The 24,223-nt window shown below is 49.3% G+C and carries 20 protein-coding genes; 11 read left to right on the top strand and 9 right to left on the bottom strand.

Features of this window, described 5'->3' with window-relative positions; genetic code table 11:
- Window position 1: 1 nt before the first annotated feature.
- The 3 genes from B160_RS0124195 to B160_RS0124205 form a co-directional block, all read right to left on the bottom strand.
- Window positions 2-358 (bottom strand): four helix bundle protein, encoded by a 357-nt coding sequence (locus B160_RS0124195; RefSeq protein ID WP_026309993.1) that lies wholly within the window; start codon window positions 356-358, stop codon window positions 2-4.
- Between the two features lie 101 nt (window positions 359-459).
- Entirely contained in the window at window positions 460-1,296 is an 837-nt protein-coding gene (locus tag B160_RS0124200; RefSeq protein ID WP_018630542.1) for an undecaprenyl-diphosphate phosphatase, read from the bottom strand.
- Window positions 1,297-1,360: 64 nt separating this feature from the next.
- Window positions 1,361-1,612, bottom strand: coding sequence for a DUF3098 domain-containing protein (locus tag B160_RS0124205; RefSeq protein WP_018630543.1), 252 nt, complete (start codon window positions 1,610-1,612; stop codon window positions 1,361-1,363).
- A gap of 328 nt (window positions 1,613-1,940) precedes the next feature.
- Here B160_RS0124205 and leuS point away from each other — a divergent pair, with 328 nt between their 5' ends.
- A complete protein-coding gene (gene leuS, locus B160_RS0124215; protein WP_018630545.1) occupies window positions 1,941-4,721 on the top strand; it encodes a leucine--tRNA ligase in 2,781 nt (926 codons plus the stop codon).
- A 46-nt stretch (window positions 4,722-4,767) separates the two neighbouring features.
- Here the strand turns inward: leuS and B160_RS0124220 are convergent, their stop codons facing one another.
- On the bottom strand, window positions 4,768-5,157 hold the full coding sequence (locus tag B160_RS0124220; RefSeq protein ID WP_018630546.1) for a DUF4488 domain-containing protein: 390 nt from the start codon (window positions 5,155-5,157) through the stop codon (window positions 4,768-4,770).
- Between the two features lie 199 nt (window positions 5,158-5,356).
- Between B160_RS0124220 and B160_RS0124230 the strand changes: the two genes are divergently transcribed.
- Complete coding sequence (locus B160_RS0124230; protein ID WP_018630548.1) at window positions 5,357-6,643, top strand: OmpA family protein; 1,287 nt, start codon at window positions 5,357-5,359, stop codon at window positions 6,641-6,643.
- An 89-nt stretch (window positions 6,644-6,732) separates the two neighbouring features.
- Window positions 6,733-7,980 (top strand): M16 family metallopeptidase, encoded by a 1,248-nt coding sequence (locus B160_RS0124235; RefSeq protein WP_018630549.1) that lies wholly within the window; start codon window positions 6,733-6,735, stop codon window positions 7,978-7,980.
- 194 nt (window positions 7,981-8,174) lie between these two features.
- Here the strand turns inward: B160_RS0124235 and B160_RS0124240 are convergent, their stop codons facing one another.
- Together B160_RS0124240 and B160_RS0124250 are read right to left on the bottom strand one after the other, a co-directional pair.
- Window positions 8,175-8,837 carry a LytR/AlgR family response regulator transcription factor gene (locus B160_RS0124240; RefSeq protein ID WP_018630550.1) on the bottom strand — a complete coding sequence of 221 codons (663 nt, stop codon included), beginning with the start codon at window positions 8,835-8,837 and terminating at the stop codon, window positions 8,175-8,177.
- 172 nt (window positions 8,838-9,009) lie between these two features.
- On the bottom strand, window positions 9,010-10,485 hold the full coding sequence (locus B160_RS0124250) for a sensor histidine kinase (protein WP_018630552.1): 1,476 nt from the start codon (window positions 10,483-10,485) through the stop codon (window positions 9,010-9,012).
- Between the two features lie 449 nt (window positions 10,486-10,934).
- Here B160_RS0124250 and B160_RS0124260 point away from each other — a divergent pair, with 449 nt between their 5' ends.
- From B160_RS0124260 to B160_RS0124275, 3 genes are all read left to right on the top strand, one after another.
- Window positions 10,935-13,202: an FUSC family membrane protein gene (locus B160_RS0124260; RefSeq protein ID WP_018630554.1), complete on the top strand. Its 2,268-nt coding sequence runs from the start codon at window positions 10,935-10,937 to the stop codon at window positions 13,200-13,202.
- Between the two features lie 112 nt (window positions 13,203-13,314).
- Window positions 13,315-15,477 carry a ferrous iron transport protein B gene (gene feoB / locus B160_RS0124265; RefSeq protein WP_018630555.1) on the top strand — a complete coding sequence of 721 codons (2,163 nt, stop codon included), beginning with the start codon at window positions 13,315-13,317 and terminating at the stop codon, window positions 15,475-15,477.
- A gap of 226 nt (window positions 15,478-15,703) precedes the next feature.
- Complete coding sequence (locus tag B160_RS0124275; RefSeq protein WP_018630556.1) at window positions 15,704-18,967, top strand: amidohydrolase family protein; 3,264 nt, start codon at window positions 15,704-15,706, stop codon at window positions 18,965-18,967.
- A 432-nt stretch (window positions 18,968-19,399) separates the two neighbouring features.
- Here the strand turns inward: B160_RS0124275 and B160_RS0124280 are convergent, their stop codons facing one another.
- A complete protein-coding gene (locus B160_RS0124280) occupies window positions 19,400-19,849 on the bottom strand; it encodes a hypothetical protein (RefSeq protein ID WP_018630558.1) in 450 nt (149 codons plus the stop codon).
- A gap of 189 nt (window positions 19,850-20,038) precedes the next feature.
- On the opposite strand from B160_RS0124280, the gene B160_RS0124290 reads away from it, so the two are divergent.
- Window positions 20,039-20,500 (top strand): hypothetical protein, encoded by a 462-nt coding sequence (locus tag B160_RS0124290; protein WP_018630560.1) that lies wholly within the window; start codon window positions 20,039-20,041, stop codon window positions 20,498-20,500.
- 34 nt (window positions 20,501-20,534) lie between these two features.
- Here the strand turns inward: B160_RS0124290 and B160_RS0124295 are convergent, their stop codons facing one another.
- Window positions 20,535-21,143, bottom strand: a complete 609-nt coding sequence (locus B160_RS0124295; protein ID WP_018630561.1) for an adenylate kinase — start codon at window positions 21,141-21,143, stop codon at window positions 20,535-20,537.
- A 327-nt stretch (window positions 21,144-21,470) separates the two neighbouring features.
- Here B160_RS0124295 and msrB point away from each other — a divergent pair, with 327 nt between their 5' ends.
- From msrB to B160_RS31850, 4 genes are all read left to right on the top strand, one after another.
- Window positions 21,471-22,031 carry a peptide-methionine (R)-S-oxide reductase MsrB gene (gene msrB, locus B160_RS0124305; protein WP_018630563.1) on the top strand — a complete coding sequence of 187 codons (561 nt, stop codon included), beginning with the start codon at window positions 21,471-21,473 and terminating at the stop codon, window positions 22,029-22,031.
- Window positions 22,032-22,120: 89 nt separating this feature from the next.
- The gene (locus B160_RS0124310; protein WP_018630564.1) at window positions 22,121-23,122 is read left to right on the top strand and encodes an SRPBCC family protein; all 1,002 of its coding nucleotides are present in this window, start codon (window positions 22,121-22,123) and stop codon (window positions 23,120-23,122) included.
- Window positions 23,123-23,450: 328 nt separating this feature from the next.
- Entirely contained in the window at window positions 23,451-23,693 is a 243-nt protein-coding gene (locus tag B160_RS0124315) for a DUF433 domain-containing protein (protein ID WP_018630565.1), read from the top strand.
- Complete coding sequence (locus B160_RS31850; RefSeq protein WP_018630566.1) at window positions 23,683-23,847, top strand: hypothetical protein; 165 nt, start codon at window positions 23,683-23,685, stop codon at window positions 23,845-23,847. Before B160_RS0124315 ends, B160_RS31850 begins: the two co-directional genes overlap by 11 nt.
- A 98-nt stretch (window positions 23,848-23,945) precedes the next feature.
- Here B160_RS31850 and B160_RS30075 read toward each other — a convergent pair.
- The coding region (locus B160_RS30075) for a transposase (protein ID WP_018629006.1) at window positions 23,946-24,223 on the bottom strand (278 nt) is incomplete at its 5' end.

Genomic DNA, 24,223 nt, shown 5'->3' on the forward strand with positions numbered 1-24,223 from the left:
GCTACTTTGATTTGATCAAACCGGTAAGCAGTTTGAAAGAGCTTTGCAATTTTTCTCCCATATTATTGATTGGATAATTATTTAAGTAGTCAAGTGCAGCGGCAGCATCGAGGGCAGCATCTATTTCAATTATGGATCCCCGCGCTATTTCGTAGTAACGTTTCTTTTCCGGTCCCGATTTTCTGGATGCCCCTTCTGCAATATTTAATAGGTTGGATAGTGCCGCTCTCCTTATTTGCGAGGCCATCCCAAATTTTTCGTAATCAGGCAGCGTTTTTGAAAACTTGTAACATTCAATAAGAAGTCTATTTGCACTTTTATAAACTTCAAGATTTTGGTGATTTAATCTTAGAAACATAGTAATTAGCATTTGCCCATCAAGGTAGTCAATTTTTCATTACAACGGATCTATTTCACCATTGACTATTGCCTATTGACTTTCCCCATTGCCTATTCACATTACGCAATCACCCCCTTATAAATCAATATCAGCAATACCGCTCCTGCAATGATCCGGTACCAGCCAAAGGCCTTGAAACCATATTTTTTCAGGAAATCGATAAAGAATTTGATCGCCAGGATGGCCACTACGAAAGCCACCACATTGCCTACAATAAAAGCGATTGTATTTTCTTTTGACGCCAGGATCAGCTCATAGCCCTTTTGCGTAATACCTCCCTGGTTCCATTTTTTCAGAAAGATGGAGTACAGGGTGGCTGCAGCCATTGTAGGTACAGCCAGGAAAAAGGAAAATTCTGCGGCAATATTGCGGGTCATCTTCTGCTGCATTCCGCCAATAATAGAAGCGGCGCTCCGGCTTACACCGGGGATCATGGCCACCACCTGCCACAAGCCTGTGAGAAAGGCTTTGGGATAAGAGATCTGCTCCACGGTTTTCACCGTTGGGTGATTGAACATTTTATCAATAAACAGCAGCACAAATCCGCCGATCAGCAGGGTTGTGGCTACTACCGTGGGACTTTCGAGCAATTGGTCGATCCTATCGGAGAACAGATACCCCAGCACCAGAGCGGGGATGACCCCCACAATGAGCTTAAAATAAAACGACCAGTTGATGCCCCCCTCTGCTTTTGAAGGAAAAAACCGGCGCCAGTACAGCACCACTACCGCCAGGATGGCGCCCAGCTGGATGGCTACCTCAAACAGTTTGGTAAATTCCTCCTTCTCAATCCCCATAAACGAACTGGCAATGATCATATGCCCGGTGGAGGAAATGGGGAGGTACTCGGTAATGCCTTCTACAATTGCAATAATAATAGCCTGGATAATGCTCATAAGGGACTTTAAAAAATAAGGCGACATAAAGTAGCCGCCTTAAAATTCTTTTATTGAAAATCTTTTATTTTTTTTCAGGGGATGATCTTTTAAAGATCGCATATATTTCAATGGCCAGCCCAATGAAAATAATGATCGGCGCAATGGTGATACGGGTAGTGCTATATACGGCGTCCCTGTTGAATACATGCGGGTCCTCACTTTTTCCGCCCGACATCAAAAACATACCCAGGGCGATCACAACCGCCCCGATCAGCATCCAGGTATAATTGGACCTGGAGAACATGGAAGGCGTGCCATTTGTTGAAGTAGCCATACGCTGACAATTTTAGGGTTGCAATATAATATATTATCGGCAATGCCCGGGTCCGGGGAAGCAAATGTTCCTTCATTTAATTATTTTTTATAAAAACCCGGGGGGCCGCCGCTGATGCGCTGATCGCTTTCGTACTATACTACAGCTTCAATCCCACTGCACACCTTTTCTGCAGCCTTTGCCTTCAAAATACCCGCCAGACCAGCTTTTTTGACAATACATTACTTAAATTTGCCCCCCAAGTCCGGTTTCCTGATCTTTTTTGTTGAAAATGAAGCACAAATCCTTTTCACACGCAAAGGAAAAGGCCGGATCAATACACGGATTTATGGAGTATAACTTTAATGAAATAGAGAAAAAATGGCAACGCTTCTGGTCGGAAAACGGCACCTACACCGTTTCCAATAAGAGCGACAAACCCAAATACTACGTACTGGATATGTTTCCTTACCCCAGCGGGGCCGGTCTGCACGTGGGGCATCCCCTGGGCTATATAGCCAGTGATATCTATGCCCGCTATAAACGCCTGAAAGGGTTTAATGTGCTGCACCCGATGGGTTATGATGCTTTTGGCCTTCCGGCGGAGCAATATGCCATTGAGAATGGCATTCACCCCGCTGTTTCCACCGAAAAAAACATTGCCACATTCAGAAAACAGCTGGACAATATCGGTTTTTGCTTCGACTGGAGCCGCGAGGTGCGCACCAGCGACCCGCAGTATTATAAATGGACCCAATGGATCTTTTTGCAATTGTTTGAAAGCTATTTTGACCGGCAGCAGCAAAAAGCGGCGCCCATCAGTCAACTGGTAGTCTTATTTGAACAATATGGATCAGCGGCGCCGGGCATTAAGCCCTCAACCTTCAGCTTTACGGCCGAAGAATGGAAGGCGTACAACGAAGCCCAAAAGCTGGATATCCTGATGGACTTTCGTTTAGCGTATTGCGGCTACGGAGAGGTGAACTGGTGTGAGGCACTGGGCACCGTGCTGGCAAATGACGAGGTCGTGAACGGCGTAAGCGAGCGCGGGGGCTACCCGGTAGTGAAAAAGAAACTGCGGCAATGGTACCTGCGCATAACAGAGTATGCGGATCGCCTGCTGGAAGGTTTGCAACACGTGGATTTTAGCGAAGCCATGAAGGAGATGCAAAGCAACTGGATCGGGAAATCCAGCGGTGCCGAAATCAAATTCTCAATTCTCAATGCTCAATCCTCATTAACCGTATACACGACCCGTCCCGATACCATCTTTGGTGTGGACTTTATGGTGATCGCCCCGGAGCTGGACCTGGTGGACCAGATCAAGACGCCCGGACAGGCTGCTGACGTGGATGCCTACATCGCTTATGTAAAAAGCAGGAGCGAGCGGGAACGCATGGCGGAAAAAAAGATCAGTGGTGTGTTTACCGGCGCTTATGCCGTCAATCCTTTCGATGGCCGTGAAATTCCCATCTGGATCAGCGAGTACGTACTGGCCGGGTATGGAACGGGAGCCATCATGGCGGTGCCTTGCGGCGACGAGCGCGATTTTAAATTTGCCAAACATTTCAATATTCCCATCACCAATATCATCGGCAGCCATTTTAACGGCGAAGACGCCAACGCCACCAAGGATGCGGTGCTGGAGAATTCCGGCTTTTTAAATGGTGTACCCATGCGAGAAGCCATGGAAACCGTGATCAGGGCCGTGGAAGAAAAAGGCATCGGGAAACGCAAGGTGAACTATAAAATGCGGGATGCTGCTTTTAGCCGTCAGCGTTATTGGGGCGAGCCCTTTCCCATCCAATGGAAAAACGGAACGGCCTACCCACTGGATGCTGCGGACCTGCCGCTGGAGCTGCCAACGGTAGACAGCTATAAACCCGGACCGGAAGGCGAGGGGCCCCTGGCCAATATCCCCGAATGGGTAGCCCGGGAGCTGGAAACCAATACCATGCCCGGTTACGCCGGATCCAGCTGGTACTTCCTGCGTTATATGGATCCTAAAAACGACCAGGAATTTGCCGGCCGCCCCGCTACGGACTACTGGAACCAGGTGGATCTCTACATTGGCGGTACCGAGCACGCCGTAGGGCACCTGCTGTACAGCCGTATGTGGACAAAAGCCCTGTATGACCTCGGTTATATCGGTTTTGATGAGCCCTTCAAACGGCTGGTGAACCAGGGTATGATCCAGGGAAGCAGCCGCTTTGTGTACCGCATCAATGGCACCAACGAATTTGTGTCGCAGGGCCTGATCGCCACCGACGGTACTTATAACGGACGGGTACTGGATAACATTCACGTGGACGTAAATATTGTAGATGGTACGGTGCTGGATCAGGAGGCTTTTGCAAAATGGCGTAACAGCGAGTTTGCCGGTGCCGCATTTATCCTGGAGGACGGCAAATACATCTGCGGTACAGAAGTGGAAAAAATGTCCAAGTCCAAGTTCAATACCGTAAACCCGGACGACCTGGTAAATAAATACGGCGCCGATACGTTCCGGATGTACGAGATGTTCCTGGGGCCGGTAGAAATGAGCAAACCCTGGGATACCAAGGGTATTGAAGGAGTACATCGTTTCCTGAAAAAATTATGGCGCCTGTTTTACAAAGAAAATGCAGACGGAACCTTTACCCATATATGGACGGATGAAGCGCCCACCGCAGCTGAACTGAAGGTGCTGCACAAAAGCATAAAGAAAATTGAAGACGACAATGAACGGTTTAGTTTTAACACCGGCGTGAGCGCCTTCATGATCCTGGTAAATGAGCTGACAGACCTGAAATGTCATAAAAAGCAGGTGGCGGAACCGGTGCTGATCATGCTGTCGTCCTATGCGCCGCATATTGCCGAAGAGCTCTGGCACGCGCTGGGTAATGATTCCAGCGTGCTGGATGCTGCCTTCCCGGTGTTTGAAGAAAAGTATACAAAGGAATCCGAAAAAGAATATCCTATTTCCATTAACGGGAAAATGCGGACCACCATGACCATCTCCCTCGAGGCATCGCAGCCGGACGTGGAACAGCTGGTGCTGAACAACGAGATCGTACAGAAATGGATGGACGGCAAACCGCCCAAAAAGATCATCTATGTAAAGAACAAGATGGTGAACGTAGTGGTATAGATACCGGTCTTTTCCTTAAAAAGCCGGTCAACGGGCAGTTGGTATGCTACTGTCCGCTGATCAGCTTCAGCTTTTTATACACCTCGGTAAACGTTTCACCGGAAACCTTATAGGAAAGACGCAGCAGGCTATCGCCCGTAAGTTGAAAACGGACCAGTTTCTGACTGCCAACCTGCTCCGGAAAAGCAGAGCGGACCGTCTTTTCAAGATAGCTGCTTTCCGATTGCATTATATAGGCTCCTTCCATGGAGATCCCAAACCCATCATCGCCCAAACCAATGTTCATAGTGGTACCATCGGCATGAAACAGCTTCAGCAAACCGGTTGAAGCGCCCTCCATCTGCAGTTCCCAGATACCGGTGAGCCGGTGATCAGTTCCCGGGGTCAGCGCCATAAGCAGCGCGATCGCCGGCATCCAAAAGAAGTGTTTTCTCATTGCCTGAAAAATTTAAACGGAAAGATAGGGTTTCTTTTTCCGGTGCCGCCGGTCCCATATAGATCTGTTACATTTTTATCACCTTCCGGTCTTAGCCGCCTCATTTTAAGTTTTTTATAAAAAATGGCATATTTTTAGATAGAATTGAATGACGCATCCAAACTGCGCCTACTTTTAATCAAACTAAAAAACGCAAACTATGTCCATCAACATTGTAGATCTTGTTAAGAACTATGTTCCACAGGATTTGATTGCAAAAGCCGGCTCCGCACTCAATGAAAGCGAAGGAAACGTTTCCAATGCAGTTTCTGGTATCATCCCTGCAATCCTGGGTTTATTTGCCTCCAAAGCATCATCCGGTGAGCAGGGTGCTGCCGAGGTGCTGGATACTGCCAAAGGCTTTTCCGGCAGCGGTATTCTGAGCGATGCCGGTTCCCTTTTTGGCAATGCGGATCTCTTATCAAAAGGTACCAGCCTTTTTAATGGATTGCTTGGCGACAAAACCAATTCCGTTATTGACACCATTGCTAATTTTGCCGGTATCAAATCCTCTTCCTCCGGATCACTGATCAGCATGATTATGCCCCTGGTATTGGGGCTGCTGGGCAAACACGCTACCGATAACAACCTGAATGCCAGTGGTTTTTCGAGCTTTCTGGGATCGCAGAAAAGCAATATCCTCAGCGCGCTTCCTTCCGGGTTGAGTTCCCTGGGCGGCGCATTGGGACTGGGCTCCATCAGCGATGGCGTTCAGCAGACCGTTTCCAATGTTCAGGAAACGGCCGCTTCAACCTATAACTACGCAGAAGAAACTGCACAGAAAGCCGGTGGTGGCGCCAAATGGCTGTTACCACTTTTACTGCTTGCGGTCGTAGCCCTGGCGCTGTGGTATTTTCTTGGAAAAGGCTGCAACAATGCTTCCACAACAGGCGCCGATACGGATACCACTGCCGCTGCGCCAATGGATACCAGCATGACGACGCCCGAAACACCGGACGCATCCACCACCAGAACCCTGGCCGAAGTGGTGCTCCCCAACGGGGTAAAACTACAGGCTTACCCGGGTGGTATTGAAGACCAATTGGTGCAGTTCATCCAGTCTGATGCCTACAAAGCCGCTACCGATAGCACGCTGAAAGAAAAATGGTTCAATTTTGATGACCTGAATTTCGAGTTTGGAACTACAAAACTGACCGATTCTTCCAAACGCCAGCTGGATAATATTGCCGCCATCCTGAAAGCTTTTCCCGATGCAAAGATCAAGGTAGGCGGATATACTGACAAAAAAGGAGATGACGCCGCCAACCTGAAACTTTCCGACGGCCGGGCTAAAGCCGTGCAGGCTGCGTTAAAAGCCGCGGGAGTAGGCGCCCAGGTTCCGGAAGCAGAGGGCTATGGCGAAACACTGGCCCAGGTGGATGAAAATGCCGCCGATGAAGCACGCGCCGCAGACCGGAGAACCTCCATACGCCTGCTGAAAAAATGATTACATGTAAACCCTGAACACAGCCGTTTCCCGAAAGGAGGCGGCTTTTTCTTTGCCCCCGGGAACAGAATTCATCTTACTTTCGCCGAATGATACGGTTTGACAGATTTACTTTAGCAAACGGATTGCGCGTGATCGTACACCAGGATACCGCTACGCCCACTGTTGTAATGAATATTTTGTATGATGTAGGCGCAAGGGACGAAGCTCCGGAACAAACGGGTTTTGCCCACCTCTTTGAGCACCTGATGTTTGGCGGATCGATAAACATTCCCGAATACGACGAACCGCTGCAACTGGCCGGGGGCGAGAACAATGCCTATACTACGAATGACCTCACCAATTATTATATCCAGATCCCTAAAGAAAATGTAGAAACGGCCTTTTGGCTGGAAAGCGATCGCATGCTTTCCCTGGCATTCAACGAAAAAAGCCTGGAAGTACAGCGTAAGGTAGTATGCGAGGAGTTTAAAGAACATTACCTGGAAAAACCCTACGGTGACGCCTGGTTCAAGCTGCGTGAACTGGCTTATAAAAACCACCCCTACCGCTGGATGACCATCGGAAAAGAGCTCGCGCACATTGAGCATGCGCAACTGCAGGACGTAAAGGACTTCTTCTTTAAACACTATCGCCCCAACAATGCGGTAATGGTAGTTGCCGGCAACATTACCCCCGAAGTAGTAAAAGCCCTGGCAGAAAAATGGTTTGGCGATATCCCCGCGGGCGCTCCCAAAACCAGACAGCTCCCGGCCGAACTTCCGCAGACCGAAGCAAGAAAAGAGACCGCTACGGCCGATGTGCCGCTGGATGCCTTTTATAAATGCTGGCATATCGGCGACCGCCTGAGCCCGGAATACTATATCGCAGATCTCTTAACGGATATCCTCGGCGGTGGCGAATCATCCCGCCTGTTTGAAAGCCTGGTGAAAGAGCTCCAGCTCTTTGTAAACATCCAATGCTATCATATGGGCAGCATCGACCCGGGGATCATCTGCATTGAAGGAAAACTGGTAAAAGGCGTGGATATAAAAGAAGCCGAGGCCGCGGTTGAAAAGATATTGCAACAGGTAAAGGAGCAGCCCATCCCGGAAGCAGAGCTGCAAAAGGTAAAAAATAAAACGGAGAGCATGATGGCCTTTGAAGACATGAGTCTTTTGAACCGCGCCAACAGCCTGGCCTTTTACGAACTGCTGGGGGATGCCGGCATGATGAATACCGAGCTGGACCGCTACAGTGCTGTTACGATCAATGATCTGCAGGAAACAGCACAAAAGATCTTCCGGGAAGAGAACAGCAGCACCCTGTATTACCATGCAAAAAAGGAGGCTCTTTAGGTTTCACGTTTAATGTTCAACGTTCCAGGTCAGGCCCGTTTCCCTAAGGGATCTCCCAAGGAGCCCTTTGGACCTTCGGGTATAGTCCATGCAACTATTGCCCATTGCCTTTTCATGAAATAAAAAGGTACTGCCCGGAGTGAAGAATAGAATATGGCTTCATTTCCACATTTCCACATTCTCACATTTTCACATTAACTAAACGTATAACTATTACCGATGGGGAATTCCAGCAGGTCAATAAATACCGACTGCTTATTGAATTTTGTGACCTTATTCCTTGCCACGATATAGCTGCGGTGAATGCGTGTAAACCGGTCCGACGGCAATAATTGCAGGATCTCATTGATGGTGATGCGCGTCATGATCTTTTTATGCTGAAGGATCACATTCAGGTAATTACCGGCGGCTTCAATGTACAGGATCTCGCCAAGCCGCACGCGTACCTGCTCATAACCGTCCTTTAAAAAAACGGAATCCACGTCCTGCCCCCGGGCGTGCTTCAGGGAGAAAAGCTCCTGTGCCTTGGAGCAGGCCTTTATGAACCGGGCCAGGGAAAAGGGCTTCAGCAGGTAATCCACCGCATTCACTTCAAAGCCCTCTACCGCATGTTCGGTATATGCCGTGGTAAAAATGATCATGGGCGGGTTGGCCAGGCTTTTCGACAGCTCAATACCGCTGATATCCGGCATCTTAATATCCAGGAACACCAGGTCGGTCTTACTTTTTTGCAGATGATCAATGGCTTCAAAGGCATTGGTAAAAGTCCCTTCCAGCTTTATAAAGGGTACTTTGGCTGCCAGGTTTTTGATCACTTCCAGGGCAATGGGCTCGTCATCTATTGCAATGGCATTCATTGGAAAAGTTTAAGCGTTGATGTTGTTTTCAAAATTCAGAGGCCCTGTTTTCCTGCTGCAAATATCCGGATAATTTATGCATAAGTGCAATATCGGTCCAGAAACCAGTCCGGTCCTGTTGATCAAACGCTTCTTTTTGTCCCAAACGGATGCAGGTGTCAAAAAGTGCATTTTACAGCTGTATGGTCAGGTGTACAAAAAAATCTTTTGCAGTCTGCCGGATCACCAGCTCATGCCGGTCCGGGTACGCCAGTTCCAACCGCTCTTTTACGTTCTGAAGACCAATACCGCTTTTCAGCTTCTCCGGATCGCCATCGGGTTTCCGGTGAATGCTGTTTTGTATGTCAAAATACAATACCTGGTCCTGCGTATGCAGCGCAACGGAAATGTATGAAGGCTCCTTCAGACTGATCCCGTGTTTAAATGCATTTTCCACAAAGGGGATCAGGAGCATGGGTGCGATCTGCAACCCGGAGGCCGGCTCATCGATCTTCACCTGGATGGAAATATCCGGCGTATTAACGATGCGCAATTTCTGCAGGTCGATGTAGTTATTCAGGTATTCCACCTCCCGCACCAGCAGGATCTTGTCCTGCACGTTCTCATGCAGCATAAACCGCATCATATCGCCCAGTTTTTGGATGCCTTCCCCTGTCCGGTCTGCATTTTCCTGCAACGCCGTTCCATACAGGGTATTGAGCGCGTTAAACAGGAAGTGCGGGTTGATCTGGGAGCGCAGAAAACCCAAGTTGGCCTCAGAGGAACCAAGGGCCGTCTTCAGTCCCAGCTTTTCTTTCTGGTTCTTATAGATCCACCAGGCCAGGGGGATCACCACCAAACCGGTCCATAACAACAGCAATACGTAAATCCCCGGGAAAGGCATACCACCATTGCTTGTTGCCTTACAAAATACCGTAGCGATGAAATTGATCAGGAGGATAACGGGTATAATACGCGACAAATAATACCCGTTCCATGCTTTTTTTATCAACAGACCGGGGATCAGCACATAAATGTGAATATACAATACCAGCAATGCGTAGGGCAATACCACCGACCACAGGATCACCGCAAAAGGCGCTGCATTACTGCTTGCCAGCATAATAAAGATGATGAGCCAGGCCAGAATGCTCAGCCCGATAAAAAGGATGCGGGAGCCGTTGCTTTCCCTCAGTTTCTTTTTCAGCAGGGGGCTGAACAGCAGCTCCTTCAATCCATAATAGATCAGATAGAACAGGAAACCGATGGCAGCGGCTGCAAACCCCTCTACAAAAAAAGTAACGGTAACGTCCCGTTGAGTTGGGTAATAATCCAGTCCATACCGCCAGGCAAAAATATAGGTAAAGCAAACCGACAGCGCCACCGACAGCAGTAGGTAGGTACAGATCAGCAACGTGATCTTAAAGAAACCCTTCGTTTTTGTTTCTACGTACTGCGTAAGAAACAAAAATACCAGGTAGCTGATCAGCACTATTGCGATAAAAGGCTGCAGGTAGTTGGTATAAAAGCTATACGCAATGTGATTTTCCCCAAACTGGTGCCGCTCGTAGGAGTAGCTCCGGTTGGTGGCGATGACGAAAATAAAAAAGCCGGCTACAAGGGTGGCTATCAGGATCTCTATTTTCTGAAGAATACTTCTTGATTTCATAATACAAGATTAATACAGGCCGGTCATTTCCTGCTGACAATTGTTACAGAATCGCCGTTTTCTGTGATGAATTTTTCATTTTCTTTGGTTGATACCGCCCCTGCTCCCCGCCGGCCGGGTCTACAGCCGGAAAATGAGCACAGGATCAGAGGCATTCCGTTGCCGGATTTGAGGCATCGGCCCGCCCCCCGAGTGTAACATTTTTCTGATTCGTGACGGCACGAACCAGGGCAGCAAATAAAAACTGCCTGTACGTGCTGAGGACCGCATAGACGGTTGCCTGTCTCCGTCAGCCTGAAAGCCTATTGGGTGGAACACCTTTCTGATTACGGGAACGCAAACCAGGGTGGCCGGCCGCCTTGTGTGACCCACGTGCCACCCGGGAAATAAAAATGTTATGCCCCCACCTCATTTCCTTAAACTCCTGCTTGTTTGTAAATTTGTAACGGATGGACTACATACAAGAATACCGGAAATTTGTAAGCAGCTATTATTTTAATGAGGCCGTACGGATCACCGTGGGTATTACCCTTCCTTCGGTTATGCTTAATTTCTTCGGCATGCTGGAGGTCGGGCTGATCGCATCACTGGGCGCCATGGCCGTTAGCGTTGCCGATATTCCCGGCCCCATCAATGAACGGCGCAACGGCATGTTTGCCGCCCTGGCGCTGATCTTCCTTACAGACCTGATCACCGGGTTTGCGCATGTGAGCCCTCCGGTAACCGCCCTTGTCATCCTTGCCTTCAGCTTTTCGCTCAGCATGCTGGGCGTGTACAATGCCCGCACCAATGCCATCGGCTTTGCCGGATTGCTGATCATGGTGCTGACGCTCTACCATAAGGCAACCGGCTGGAACGTGCTCCTGGACGGCGTGTACCTGGTTGGCGGCGGGCTTTGGTATATTGGTTTAAGTCTTGCCCTGCACGGCGCACGGCCCTATAAAGTGATCCAGCAGGCGCTGGGCGATTCCATTATTTCCGTGGGCGACTACCTCAAAACCCGGTCTTATTTTTACAACGAAGGGGTCAACTACGACCGGACCTATAAAAACCTGATGCTGCAACAGCAAAAAGTGCAGGACAAACAGATCCTGGTCCGGGAAATGCTGTTTAAAAGCCGCAATATTGTAAAGTCTTCCACCATCACAGGGCGGGGGCTGCTGGTGATCTTTGTAGAATCCGTAGACCTGTTTGAAAAAGCCAATGCCACCTTCTACAACTACGAGTCGATGCACAAGCGGTTCGATGGCGCCAATATCCTGCCGCATTTTCAAAAAGTGATCCTGGGCATGGTACACGAGTTGCACGAGATCGGAGTTTCTGTGCAGGAAGGGCGCCGCTCCAGGGTATCCAGGAATCTGAATGATGAGCTGAAGGGATTAAAACAACATTTTGAAAATTTTGTAAATACCCACCGCAACGCGGAGAACCTGGAGGCGTTAATCAACATGCGCAAGATCATGCAGTCGATCGAGGACATGATCCTTCGCATCTATACCCTGCATCACTATACCCGCTACGACCGGAAAAAAGTAAAAGAGTACCGCCTTTCCGACAACTACGAGTCATTTATAGAAAAAACAGATCTCGATAGCGACCTCATCCGGGAAAATCTTACCCTTCAGTCCAACACCTTCCGTCATGCCTTAAGGCTGGGCCTAGCCATGACCCTGGGGTATATTACGGCAGTTTTGCTGAACCTCGGATACAGCTACTGGATCCTGCTGACCACGCTGGTGATCTTAAAGCCTACTTACAGCGTTACCAAACAACGCAACTACCAGCGGGTACTGGGCACGGTCGTAGGCGCACTGGGAGGCATCGGGCTTCTGTTCCTGGTGCAGTCGTCAACCGGCAGGTTTACGGCAATGATCCTGCTGATGATCGCTACCTACAGCTTTATGCGCACCCGCTATCTGGTAAGTGTTACCTTCATGACTGCCTATGTCCTCATCCTGTTCTTTTTACTGGACAGCCGCAATTTTCATGTGGTGATCGAGAGCCGGATCCTGGACACCCTGATCGGGTCCGTCATTGCATTCTTTGCCACCTATATCATTCCTTCCTGGGAAAAAAAGCTGATAAAAAGCTATATGGCCACTGCGCTGGAAAAAACCAGGGTCTATTTTGAAACGGTCTCCAGCGCCTATCTAAACACGGAGCAGGTACCCGACTACAAGCTCAGCCGCAAAGAAGCTTTTGTGGCCCAGGCCAATCTTTCCGGCACTTTTTCCCGGATGCTCAGCGAGCCAAAAAGCAAACAAAAGAACATCAAAAAGCTCCATCAGTTTGTAGTAATGATCTTTACCATTAACTCCCATATTGCCACGCTGGCGCATTACTCCAGACAACTGGCGGCTAAATACCGCTCCTATAATTTTCAGCCTATCATCGAAAATACACTGCATGAGCTGGAGCATACCGCCGGCATCCTTTCAAACGAGGAGGTAGCACTGCCTGCCGCACACAATGATACACAGTCCTTAAAAGCAGCGATGAAGGAGTTGCTGGAAAAACGAAGGCATGAGATCCAGCAGGGGTTGCGGGATACCGACACCAAGGTTACCCTCAGTGAGGTGAAGCCGATCATTGACCAATTCCTGCTCATCAGCCGGGCTTCCGGCGACCTGAACAGTCTTGCAGAAGAAATAACCGGCTTTAAAAGAAGCCAGGAACCGGAAAAAATCCCCCGGGAGTCACTTTCCGCTGCGGGGTAGCTACTTTTTGCTCACTGATTGCACAGACTGGCACAGAAATCCAAAGCCTCCTGTGTAAATCCGGGAAATCTGTGCGCCAATCCCATTTCCGCACAAACATCGGATTTCGTAAATGATCATCCGCCAAGGATCCATAACTTTGCGGCTCCTGAGGATTTTGGAAAATAAGCAGCTCCATATAGCATTAGTAGGAAACCCCAACAGCGGTAAAAGCTCCCTGTTCAATTCCCTTACCGGGTTGAGCCAGAAAGTGGGAAATTTCCCCGGAGTAACCGTAGACAAAAAGACCGGAACGTCAAAAGTCGGCCAGTTTAATGCCAGAATTATCGATCTTCCGGGTACCTATAGTCTGTATCCCCGCCGGCTGGACGAGGAAGTGGCTTATAAAGTGATCCTGAACCAGGACAGCGAGATAAAGGCCGATGTGATCGTGGTCGTAGCGGACGCCAGCAACCTGAAGCGGAACCTGTTGTTTTGCAGCCAGATCATTGACCTCAAACGCCCGGTAGTAATGGCGCTCACCATGATGGACCTTGCCCGCAAAAAAGGCATCCACATCAATATCAATGAAATGGAGCGGGAGCTGGGCATTCCCATTGTGGCCGTGAACCCGCGGAAAAATAAAGGTATTGATCATCTTAAAAAAGCCATCGAGCTGGTCTCAGGCAACCTGTTCAAAGCCCCGGTGCACAATTTTATTGATGTGGAAGCCCTGGCGCCCCGGGCCATTGCCGGCGTGCAGCAGCTGGTACCGGGCATCAGCTCGTATGAAGGCGTGCATTACCTGATCAACCACGAAACTTTTGCCCTTCCGGATACCTTGCAGGAACAAATTGAGCAAACGGAGATCGATCATCATTTTAACCCCACCAAAACCCAGGCGGAAGAGATCCTGCAGCGCTACCAGCGCATCGGCAACGTAATGAACTTATCCGTTACCCTGCCGGATCCCAACAAAAAATCGATCCTTACCGATAAGCTGGACAATATCTTCCTTCACCGCTTCTGGGGATACTTTATCCTGCTGGGTGTGCTGTTCCTGATGTTCCAGTGCGTATTCCTGATCGCATCCTACCCGATGGACTGGATCGAATCCGGCACTGCCGCCTTCAGCGGCTGGCTGAGCAATGTGCTTCCTGAAAATAATTTCTCCGACCTCTTGATAAACGGGATCATTGCCGGTTTGGGCGGCATCGTCATCTTTGTACCGCAGATCATGATCCTTTTTGGGCTCATTACCCTGCTGGAAGATACCGGGTATATGGCCCGCATCAGCTTTCTGACCGACCGGGTCATGCGCAGTGTGGGCCTCAACGGCAAAAGTGTAATGCCCATGATCAGTGGTTTTGCCTGCGCCGTGCCCGCCATTATGAGCGCCCGCAGCATTGAGAACCGCAAGGAGCGGCTGCTCACCATCTTAATTACACCCCTCATGAGCTGCTCGGCCCGGCTGCCGGTATATGTGATCCTGGTGGGCCTGGTCATTCCCAAAACCTACCTGCTCGGGTTCATCAGCCTGCAAGGCTTAATGATGATGGGGCTGTACCTCCTGGGTGTGGTGTTTGCCCTCCTGGTTTCTTATGTGGCCAAATTCTTTATAAAAAATAAGGAAAAAAGCTATTTTATCCTGGAGCTGCCCACCTACCGGGCCCCGCGCTGGAAGAATGCCGTCGAAACCATGATCGAAAAGGCAAAGATCTTTGTGGTACAGGCAGGTAAGATCATCATGATCATCAGCATCATTCTTTGGTTCCTCAGCTCCTTCGGGCCCAAAGCACGCATGCATGCCATCGAACATCAATACGAAACAGCCCTGGCCCGGCCCAATGCCGATACCCTGCTGGTGGAGGAGACCCGTGCAGCGGCCAAGCTGGAAAATTCTTATGCCGGCATCATGGGCAAATCCATCGAGCCGGTGATCCGCCCGCTGGGCTTCGACTGGAAAATAGGCATTGCCCTGGTAACCTCTTTTGCCGCCCGCGAAGTATTTGTAGGTACGATGGCTACCCTGTACAGCGTGGAGGATGATGGCGGCGCCAACATGGCCCTCCGTGAAAAAATGGACAAAGCCTCTTTTGAGGATGGCAGCAAAGTATTTACGGTTGCCACCGGCGTATCACTGCTCATTTTTTATGTATTTGCCATGCTTTGTATGAGCACACTGGCCATTGTAAAACGGGAGACGGGCTCCTGGAAATGGCCCCTGATCCAGCTGGCCTACATGACCGGGTTAGCCTATGGCCTTAGTTTTATCGTTTTTCAGTTATTGAAATAGATTCTTTTCCGGGGCTCCCGGCGGTGTTATATCCACCGGCAGCGGTCCGCCGCCCGGCTTTTGTGCAGGATACATAGCGACCATTGCAACCACAATGGTATACAGGCATCCGCAGCACAAAATCGTCACCACCATCTCCCCGTCATCCGAAAACCACCAACCACAACAGCAAACTAAGTTTGCCACTAATTTCCTACTTTCGGCTCTTTATAAACAATCAAAATACATGCGGTCTTTATTTTTTATCGGTCTTTGTTTTATCGGATCTGCTGTTACAGCCCAACCAAAAAAGGATTCCACAAAACCCGCTCCTGCAAAATGGGATGTGAACAATCCTCCGGGGCAGCAATACAAAGAAGTGTCTTTTTCCGTAAACGAAGGCACCTGGATGAACCTGGATGTATCTCCTAAAGGCGACGAAGTGATCTTTGACCTGCTGGGCGATATTTACAGCATTCCCATAACGGGCGGTACCGCCCGGGTGCTGCGGCAGGGCCTGGCTTATGAAGTGCAGCCGCGTTTTAGCCCCAACGGGGAAAAGATCCTTTTTACGTCCGATGCGGGAGGGGGTGATAATATTTGGGTCATGGACCGCGATGGCGGTAACGCCAAACAGGTGACCAAAGAAAATTTCCGGTTGCTGAACAATGCCGTTTGGTCGCCGGAGGGCAGCTACATCATTGCGCGCAAACATTTTACAGCAGGCCGCTCCCTGGGGGCCGGAGAGCTGTGGATGTACCATATCAATGGCGGAGACGGCATTCAGCTTACCAAACGTAAAAATGACCAACAGGATGTGAACGAGCCATCGGCGTCCCCGGATGGCCGCTATATCTATTACAGCGAGGATATGTACCCCGGCGGTTTTTTTCAATACAATAAAGATCCCAATAACGAGATCTATGTCATTAAACGCTACGACCGGGAAAAAGGTACGATCGAGACCATCACCGGCGGTGGCGGCAGCGCCTTCCGTCCGCAGGTGTCGCCGGATGGAAAAAACCTGGCCTTTGTAAGGAGGGTCCGGACCAAAACGGTCCTGTACCTGCGCAACCTGGAAACGGGCGAAGAATGGCCCATTTACGACAAGCTTAGCAAGGACCAGCAGGAAGCCTGGGCTATTTTTGGTGTATATACCGGCTTTGCCTGGATGCCCGATGGTAAGGAGATCGTTATATGGGCCGGGGGAAAGATCAACCGGATATCCGTGAACGGCAACAATACAGCCGCAGAAATTCCGTTTACCTGTGCCGTTAAACAAAAAATTGCCGATGCCGTACGGGTAAAACAGAACATTAATAAGGACAACGATACCACGCATGTGCTTCGCCACCTGGTTACGGCCCCTAACGGCAAATACATTGTATACAACGCCCTGGGCTCCTTATGGAAAAAAGAGCTGTCCGGGGGAGCGCCCACCCGCCTTACCCGCTCAAATGATATTGAGGACGAGCCCAGCTTTTCCAGGGATGGCCGGTGGCTGACCTATGTCGGCTGGAACGACAGCGCCACGGGAAGCATCCACATCCTGGACCTGGCCAGGGGCCGCTCCCGGAACCTGAACCTGGCTAAAGGCATTTACCGCACCCCTTCCTTTAGTCCGGATGGCAAGACCATCGTATACAGCAAAGAGGGAGGCGACAATGTGCTGGGGAGCGTTTTCAATGTCAATACCGGTATCTATACCGTGGCGGCAGACGGCCATGCAGAACCCCGGCGGGTCACAGAAAACGGTACCGCTCCTTACTTCGACGCCAGTGGCGCGTACATCTACTTTCAGAAAGGAAGAAAAAGCCTGGCTATTTGTACAAAAGAAGGAACAGAGGAACGGATTGTGGCAACCGGTACTTACGGCAGCCAGTACATCGTATCACCCGATGGCAACTGGCTGGCATTTATTGACCTGCACAAAGCCTACATCGCAGCATTACCCAAAACCGGAAAAACGCTGGAAATCGCCGGCGGATCCAATGCAATACCCGTAAAGCTGGTGGCCAAAGATGCAGGATATAACCTGCACTGGAACGCCAATAGCCGGGAGCTGCATTACAACCTGGGAAACGAGTATTTTACCATCCCCCTGAAAGAATATTTCAAATTCCTCGGCGATAAAAAAGATACGGCCTCCGCTCCGCCCGAAGCAAAGGGGATCCCGGTGGGGTTGGTATATACCCCTGATAAGCCAAAAGGACTGATCGCGTTCACCAATGCGCGCATCCTTACCATGCACGACGGTGCCGTTATTGAAAAGGGCACCGTGCTGGTGGAAGGAAATCTACTGAAGGCCGTGGGCAACAGCGACGAAGTTTCCATCCCTTCCGGCGCCCGGATTATTGACTGTTCGGGTAAAACCATCCTGCCCGGATTTGTTGACGCGCATGCACATGGCAACCATTTCAGGAGCGGCCTCACACCTCAAAAACACTGGCCGTACTATACCAACCTTGCATTTGGTGTAACTACCATGCACGACCCTTCGGCAAACAGCGAAATGGTCTTTGCACAGAGCGAAATGATAAAAGCCGGCAAAATGGTAGGGCCCCGCGTCTTCAGCACCGGCACAGTACTGTACGGAGCCGACGGGGATTTCAAGGCCGTGATCAACTCGCTGGACGATGCCCGCAGCGCGCTGAGAAGGACCAAAGCATTTGGTGCCTTTTCCGTAAAAAGCTACAACCAGCCCCGCAGAGAGCAGAACCAGCAGATCATTGCAGCCGCAAGAGAGTTGGGGGTGATGGTGGTGCCGGAAGGCGGCTCTTTCTTTTACCACAATATGGCCATGATCAACGACGGGCATACCACCGTTGAGCACAACCTGCCCATCGCCGTATTGCAGGATGATGTGATCCAGCTTTGGAAACGCTCTGCAACAGCTTACACGCCAACCCTGATCGTCAACTACGGATCGGTTTCCGGCGAATATTACTGGTACCAGCATACCAATGTGTGGGAAAATAAAAAACTGCTGAAATATACACCCCGCGCCGTTATCGATACCCGCAGCCGGCACCGCATCATGCTGCCGGAGGAAGAATATGAGAACGGCCACATCCTTACCTCCAAAAGCGTTAAAAAACTAAATGATGCGGGTGTAACCATCAACATGGGCGCACACGGACAAATACAGGGCATTGGCGCACACTGGGAAATATGGATGATGGCACAGGGCGGCATGAGCCCGCTGCAGGCGCTGCAAACGGCCACCATCAATTCTGCCAAAAGCCTGGGACTGGACGATTGGATCGGTTCCCTGCAAGCCGGAAAGCTGGCGGACCTGATCATTATGACTGCCAACCCGCTTGAAAATATCCGCAATACCGGATCGATACAATATGTAATGGTAAACGGCCGGTTGTATGACACCGACACCATGAACGAAACCGGTAACTATAATATTCCCCGCAGTAAGTTTTACTGGGAACTGGGAAGAAGAAGCAGTGCCTTTAACTGGCAGGATGGCGGCGGTACCCAGGAAACGGACACGGATTAGCGGCAGACAGGTATCAGGTGCCAGCTATCAGTTATCAGAATGCCAAATGTGAAAGTGTGGGAATATGAAAATGAAATAAGCCGGATCTGACGTTGAACTTTGAATCCGCCCAAGCCAGCGTCCAGGCTCATGGGTTATAAGACCGGATCCTATCCGCACCGGCGGGCGGTTTCCTCAGCGGCCCCCTTACCCGGACGCCATGAGTTACCGGCAGCTTGTCAGCGATTTTTGAGAAATGACCCTGTCCCGATAGCTCCTATCTGTATAACTCCCTGGAGCAAATACGGGAGACCCTTAGACAGACGTGAATAGACCTGCATTTCTATTGGACCTTCTCCCGGACGTTCGGGACCCCCATTCTCAAATCTCCACATTTTCAAATCTTCAAATTGTCCGGAACCTCACTGGTAGCTAATAAATGCCCGCCGACCGCTATTCCGTTTCTTTATACACAGTAACCACATTATCCTTTTCCAGCGTGGCTTCCCCGGTTTTTACTTTCCAGGTAAGCTTCCCGTTGGTGTAGGTCACTGTTCCTTTTTCTTTTTCACCCTTCATCAGCTTTATCGTTTCACCGTTTATTTTCAGCTCGGCCACTCCCATATCACCGGAATCGTGATACACAGCGGTAATTATTTCCCCTTTTTCGCTGGTGTATTTTTTTTCATTTTTGTCTACTTCCGGTTTCGGCGCGCCCACACTGTCCACATTTGCGGTATTGTTCCTTAAACTGTCGGACGACGGATCTGTTATCGGGGTCATGGCCGGCAACGTTGTAGAATCGCCGGAGGAAGGTGTCGCTGCTTCATCCGCTGCAGGATTGCTGTTACAGGCCATCAATGTGATAAAAACAACAGGCAGTAAACGATTTTGCTTTTTCATTTGTGCTCTTTTTCTGTTAAAAATACCAGGTCTTGCTCCGCCGGGGCATCTGCTCCCCATGCTGCTATAAGCACTAAGATACAATAATCGTTCCTTAACGGCCCGGCACCAGGCTCAATCGGTCCGGGTTCAAAAATGGCTTGTGCGCCCGGCAACTATGCTTACCTTTGCGTTTAAAATTTTCGATTCATGAAGTTCCGATTTTTCTCTTTAGCGGTTGTTTTACTGATGGCTTGTGGCGAGGGCAGCCAGCAACCCGCTTCCGATACCGGCGACGGACCAAAAACAAAAGCCGACAGCCTTTTACAGGCAGTGATCGACGGGCACGATGTAGCCATGCCGAAAATGAAAAAGCTGGAGCGGCTGATAAAGGAAACAACCGCCGCGATCGACTCACTTGGCAAATTGCCGGCGGCAGTTCAGAAGCAAAACAGCGCCCTGAAAACAAAGCTGGAAGAAGCCGCCGGCGATCTCAGCAATGCAGATAAATCCATGCACGAATGGATGAATGGGTTTAAATACGACTCCCTGCAGAACAATGAGCCGGAGCGGATCAAATACCTGGAGGATCAGAAAGCGAAGGTGAACCAGATGAAGGATGCGGTGCTGAGCAGCATCAGCAAGGCGGAAGGCCTGTTAGGCAATAAATAAAAAAGGCCCGGGAATAAACCCGGACCTCAACTTTTTAATCAAATGCTTCCTGCTCTTCACGCTGCCGTTCCAGTACTTTATCGATCTGGGTGCTGAGCGCATTTGAAATATCTTCAACCGAGCCCTCACCGGGGATGGCTTTAAATTTATGCAGGGCTTTATAATGCTCCGCAACGGGTGCCGTTTCGTTCTGGTAAACAGAAAAACGGTTGCGGATCACCGATTCGTTCGTATCATCAGAACGGCCGGAGGTTTTGCCCCTTTCCAGCAGGCGTTTTACCAGTTCTTCTTCAGAAACCTCCAGCGCCAGTACGCTGTGAATAGCGGTACGCTTCAGTTCCAGCAATTTATCCAGGGCCTTGGCCTGGTGGGCGGTACGTGGAAACCCGTCAAATAAAAAACCTTTCGCATCTTTATGCTGCTCCAGGCTGTTATCGATCATGCCGATCACTACTTCATCCGGCACCAGCTGGCCTTTGTCCATAAAATTCTTTGCTTCGATTCCCAACGGGGTTTTCTCTGCAATTTCAGAACGTAACAGATTTCCGGTAGAAAGATGCACCAGACCGTACTTTTCCACCAAACGATCGGATTGGGTTCCCTTTCCACTGCCCGGAGGACCAAATAATATTAAATTAAACATTTACGTTTTTTCTTTTAAAGTGATGCCAACAAATATAGCAAAGCTTATCCAAAAACGGCATTTTTGACCTGTTTATTAAAAATCGTTCAAAATTGCAGTATTTCGTATTTCCGCTGCTTATTTCCCAAAGCAATAATGTAGTCGGGGCAGGATGTACCAGGTACTCCTGCATGCGGAACATCTTCCTGATTCGGGAAGACACCGTCAGGCCGGCCGCGGTACGTGTATCGCATGCTACCTCAGAAAAAATATCTACAGCAGGCGCGGTTTGCGCCGGCGTCCTCAAACCTTTTGTGTTGTATCTTTGTTATCATACAAAAAGCCGTTATGAAATATTTTTCATTAATACTATTCATAATCAGCGTATTATTTCAGCATTGCGGCTATTCCCAATCCAAGCCCGGCATCAAACCGGATTCTATAAATATGAAAAAAGAAAACAACCCGGTCTACTCGCGTTCCGATAGTTCGAAAATAAATCTTTCCGAAGACGAATGGAAAAAAATACTTCCCGAAGAAGTGTATTACATCGCACGGCAAAAAGGAACGGAGCGCCCCTGGACCAGTAAATATGAAACCTCAAAGGAAATAGGCACCTATTATTGTGCGGCCTGCGGCAATCCGCTGTTTAAAAGCGATACCAAATTCGAAAGCGGCTGCGGCTGGCCCAGCTTTTATGAGCCCATCAGCAAAACCAGCGTGATCTACCTGGAAGACCGGTCACATGGCATGGTGCGCACCGAGGTAGAATGCGGGCGCTGCAAGGCACACCTGGGCCATGTATTTAATGACGGACCGCCACCTACCGGGCTCCGCTATTGCATCAACGGCGTGATCCTTGATTTTGAAAAGGCAAAAAAGGCTGAAGAAACATATAAAAAGCAATAGCACGGCTACCTTTCTCCAATAAAGTTTCCTTCTGGTAAAAAGAACACTACAACAGGTTTGTAGTTATTTTTGTGCGCAAAATCACACGCATGAAATTTATCAGAGGAGTCCTGTTGTTCCTGATATTTGTGGTCATCTCCCTATTTGTACTTTCGTTCCTGGCCCCCGACAAACAGCAGGTGGTAAAATCCATTGTGATCAACGCTCCGGTCAAAAAAGTATATGCACAGATGATCCTGTTGCAAAACTTCAACAACTGGTCTGTTTGGAACCAATCGGATTCCTCCATCCGCTATACCACCAACCAGCTGCCGGACGGGCAGGTGGGCACAACGGTAATGTGGGAGGGAAGCGCGCTCCTGGCCGGAAAAGGAAAGATCGCTTTAACCGGCCTGATCCCGGAAAAACAGATCACACATCACATCAGCCTGCTGGAACCCCAGAAACTGGAAGCCGATTCCCGGTTCGATTTACGGGATCAGAACGGCGCCACCACTGTTACCTGGACCTTTACCATTCCCTCCGAAAAGCCCTGGAACGTGTTCAATATGTTTTTTAATCTTGAAAAAGAAAAAGGCAGCGACTTTGAAAGAGGGTTGCAGGCGCTGAAGCTGATCATCGAAAAGGCGCCCATCCGGGATCAGAATGCGCCCAAAATTATTACCGCTCATTTTCCTTTGACCCACTATGTGGCCATCAAACAACGCGTTCTTTGGGCGGATCTCTCCAGCTTCTTCACGACGCATTTTCACCACCTGGAACACTATACATTAAAGGACAGCGCAACCGCTTCGCTGCGTGTGGGCCTTTTTTACAAAAAGGATGAAAAAGCGCTCCAAAGCGATGTTGCGGCGGCCGTTGAAATCCCCGCCGGGTTTCAGCCACAGTTGCAGACCCCGGAGGAACGGATCAGCGTTCCTGCAGCTAAAGCCATAGAAGCCACCGTCAAAAATACCCCGGCACTCAAAGACCTGGCCTACAAAACCCTGAACGACTATGCAGCCGAAAAACAGCTTAAAATAAAAATGCCGGTCATTGAACAATACAACGCAAGGGATTCTACAGCACGTATTATTTACCTGGTAGAATAATATGCTTAGGAAGAGCTGCCGCCAGAAGCATTTAAAGCGTATTGCAGCATTCGGGTAACAGGGCGACCTGGTGAATGATTCCACATCCGTCTGTGTTGCCTCCGGCACAAGGTTCATCAAAATTCCTTGTGCAAACCTTTAACCTGCTTTATTTACCCGGCAAGCTAAACCGGTGTCTACCGAGGTCTTTATCCATTACAGACTCTTAATTCTTATAGCTTTATCTAAAAGGGCCCCTATTTAAAGAAAACAACAGACTTTGATACCTCTTTTAAACCAAAAGAAAGTATCACAAATATTGTTTACCTTACAGTAAATACTACTCAAAATGAACGTCTATCAACAGGAGCTGTTAAAGCGCATTACAATAATACCGGGCTTAATGAGTGGGAAACCCACCATCCGGGGTATGCGGTTCCCTGTTGGCGATATCCTGGAAATGCTGGCAAACGGTATGAGCGAAAACAGCATACTGGAGCAACACCCGATACTTGAAAAAGAGGATATTTCTGCTGCTTTGTTGTACGCTTCTTTAAAAATGAAAAATACGGTTGTTATCCATGCCGCATGAGTGGGAAATCTGGCTGGATATCCATCTTTCACCCATTATTGCCAAATGGATGGCAGCATATACAGGGCGGATCGTTAAATCCGCTTATACACTTAATCATCATACGCTTTCGGATATTGAGATCTACAATAAAGCAAAGCATACGGAAACATAATATTCATTTCTAAAGACAGCGATTTCCCGGAGCTTATAAGCCGGCTTGGTGCTCCTCCCAAATTAATCAGTATTAAAATAACGTGAGTTCGACAAGATTTAGGCAGCAATAGCGATCCAAAAGTTTCGTTTATGCGCTTTGAAGGTAGGTTTGATATCTCTGAAGTTATATGCGGCCAGGCAGGCAAGCATGTTATTAAATCCATTGTCCACACTACGATGCCGGGTGTGCCACAAATCCTGAAAGTCCTTTAGTAAATCAATCACTGTTTCTATCAAAGCTCTTCGCTTCAACATAAACTTTTCTTTGATGGTCAATAGTTTATTTTTCATATTGCGACGGATTTTGGTAACCAGTTTAATACCCTGCTCCAATA

Source organism: Niabella aurantiaca DSM 17617 (assembly GCF_000374125.1).
GTDB lineage: Bacteria > Bacteroidota > Bacteroidia > Chitinophagales > Chitinophagaceae > Niabella > Niabella aurantiaca.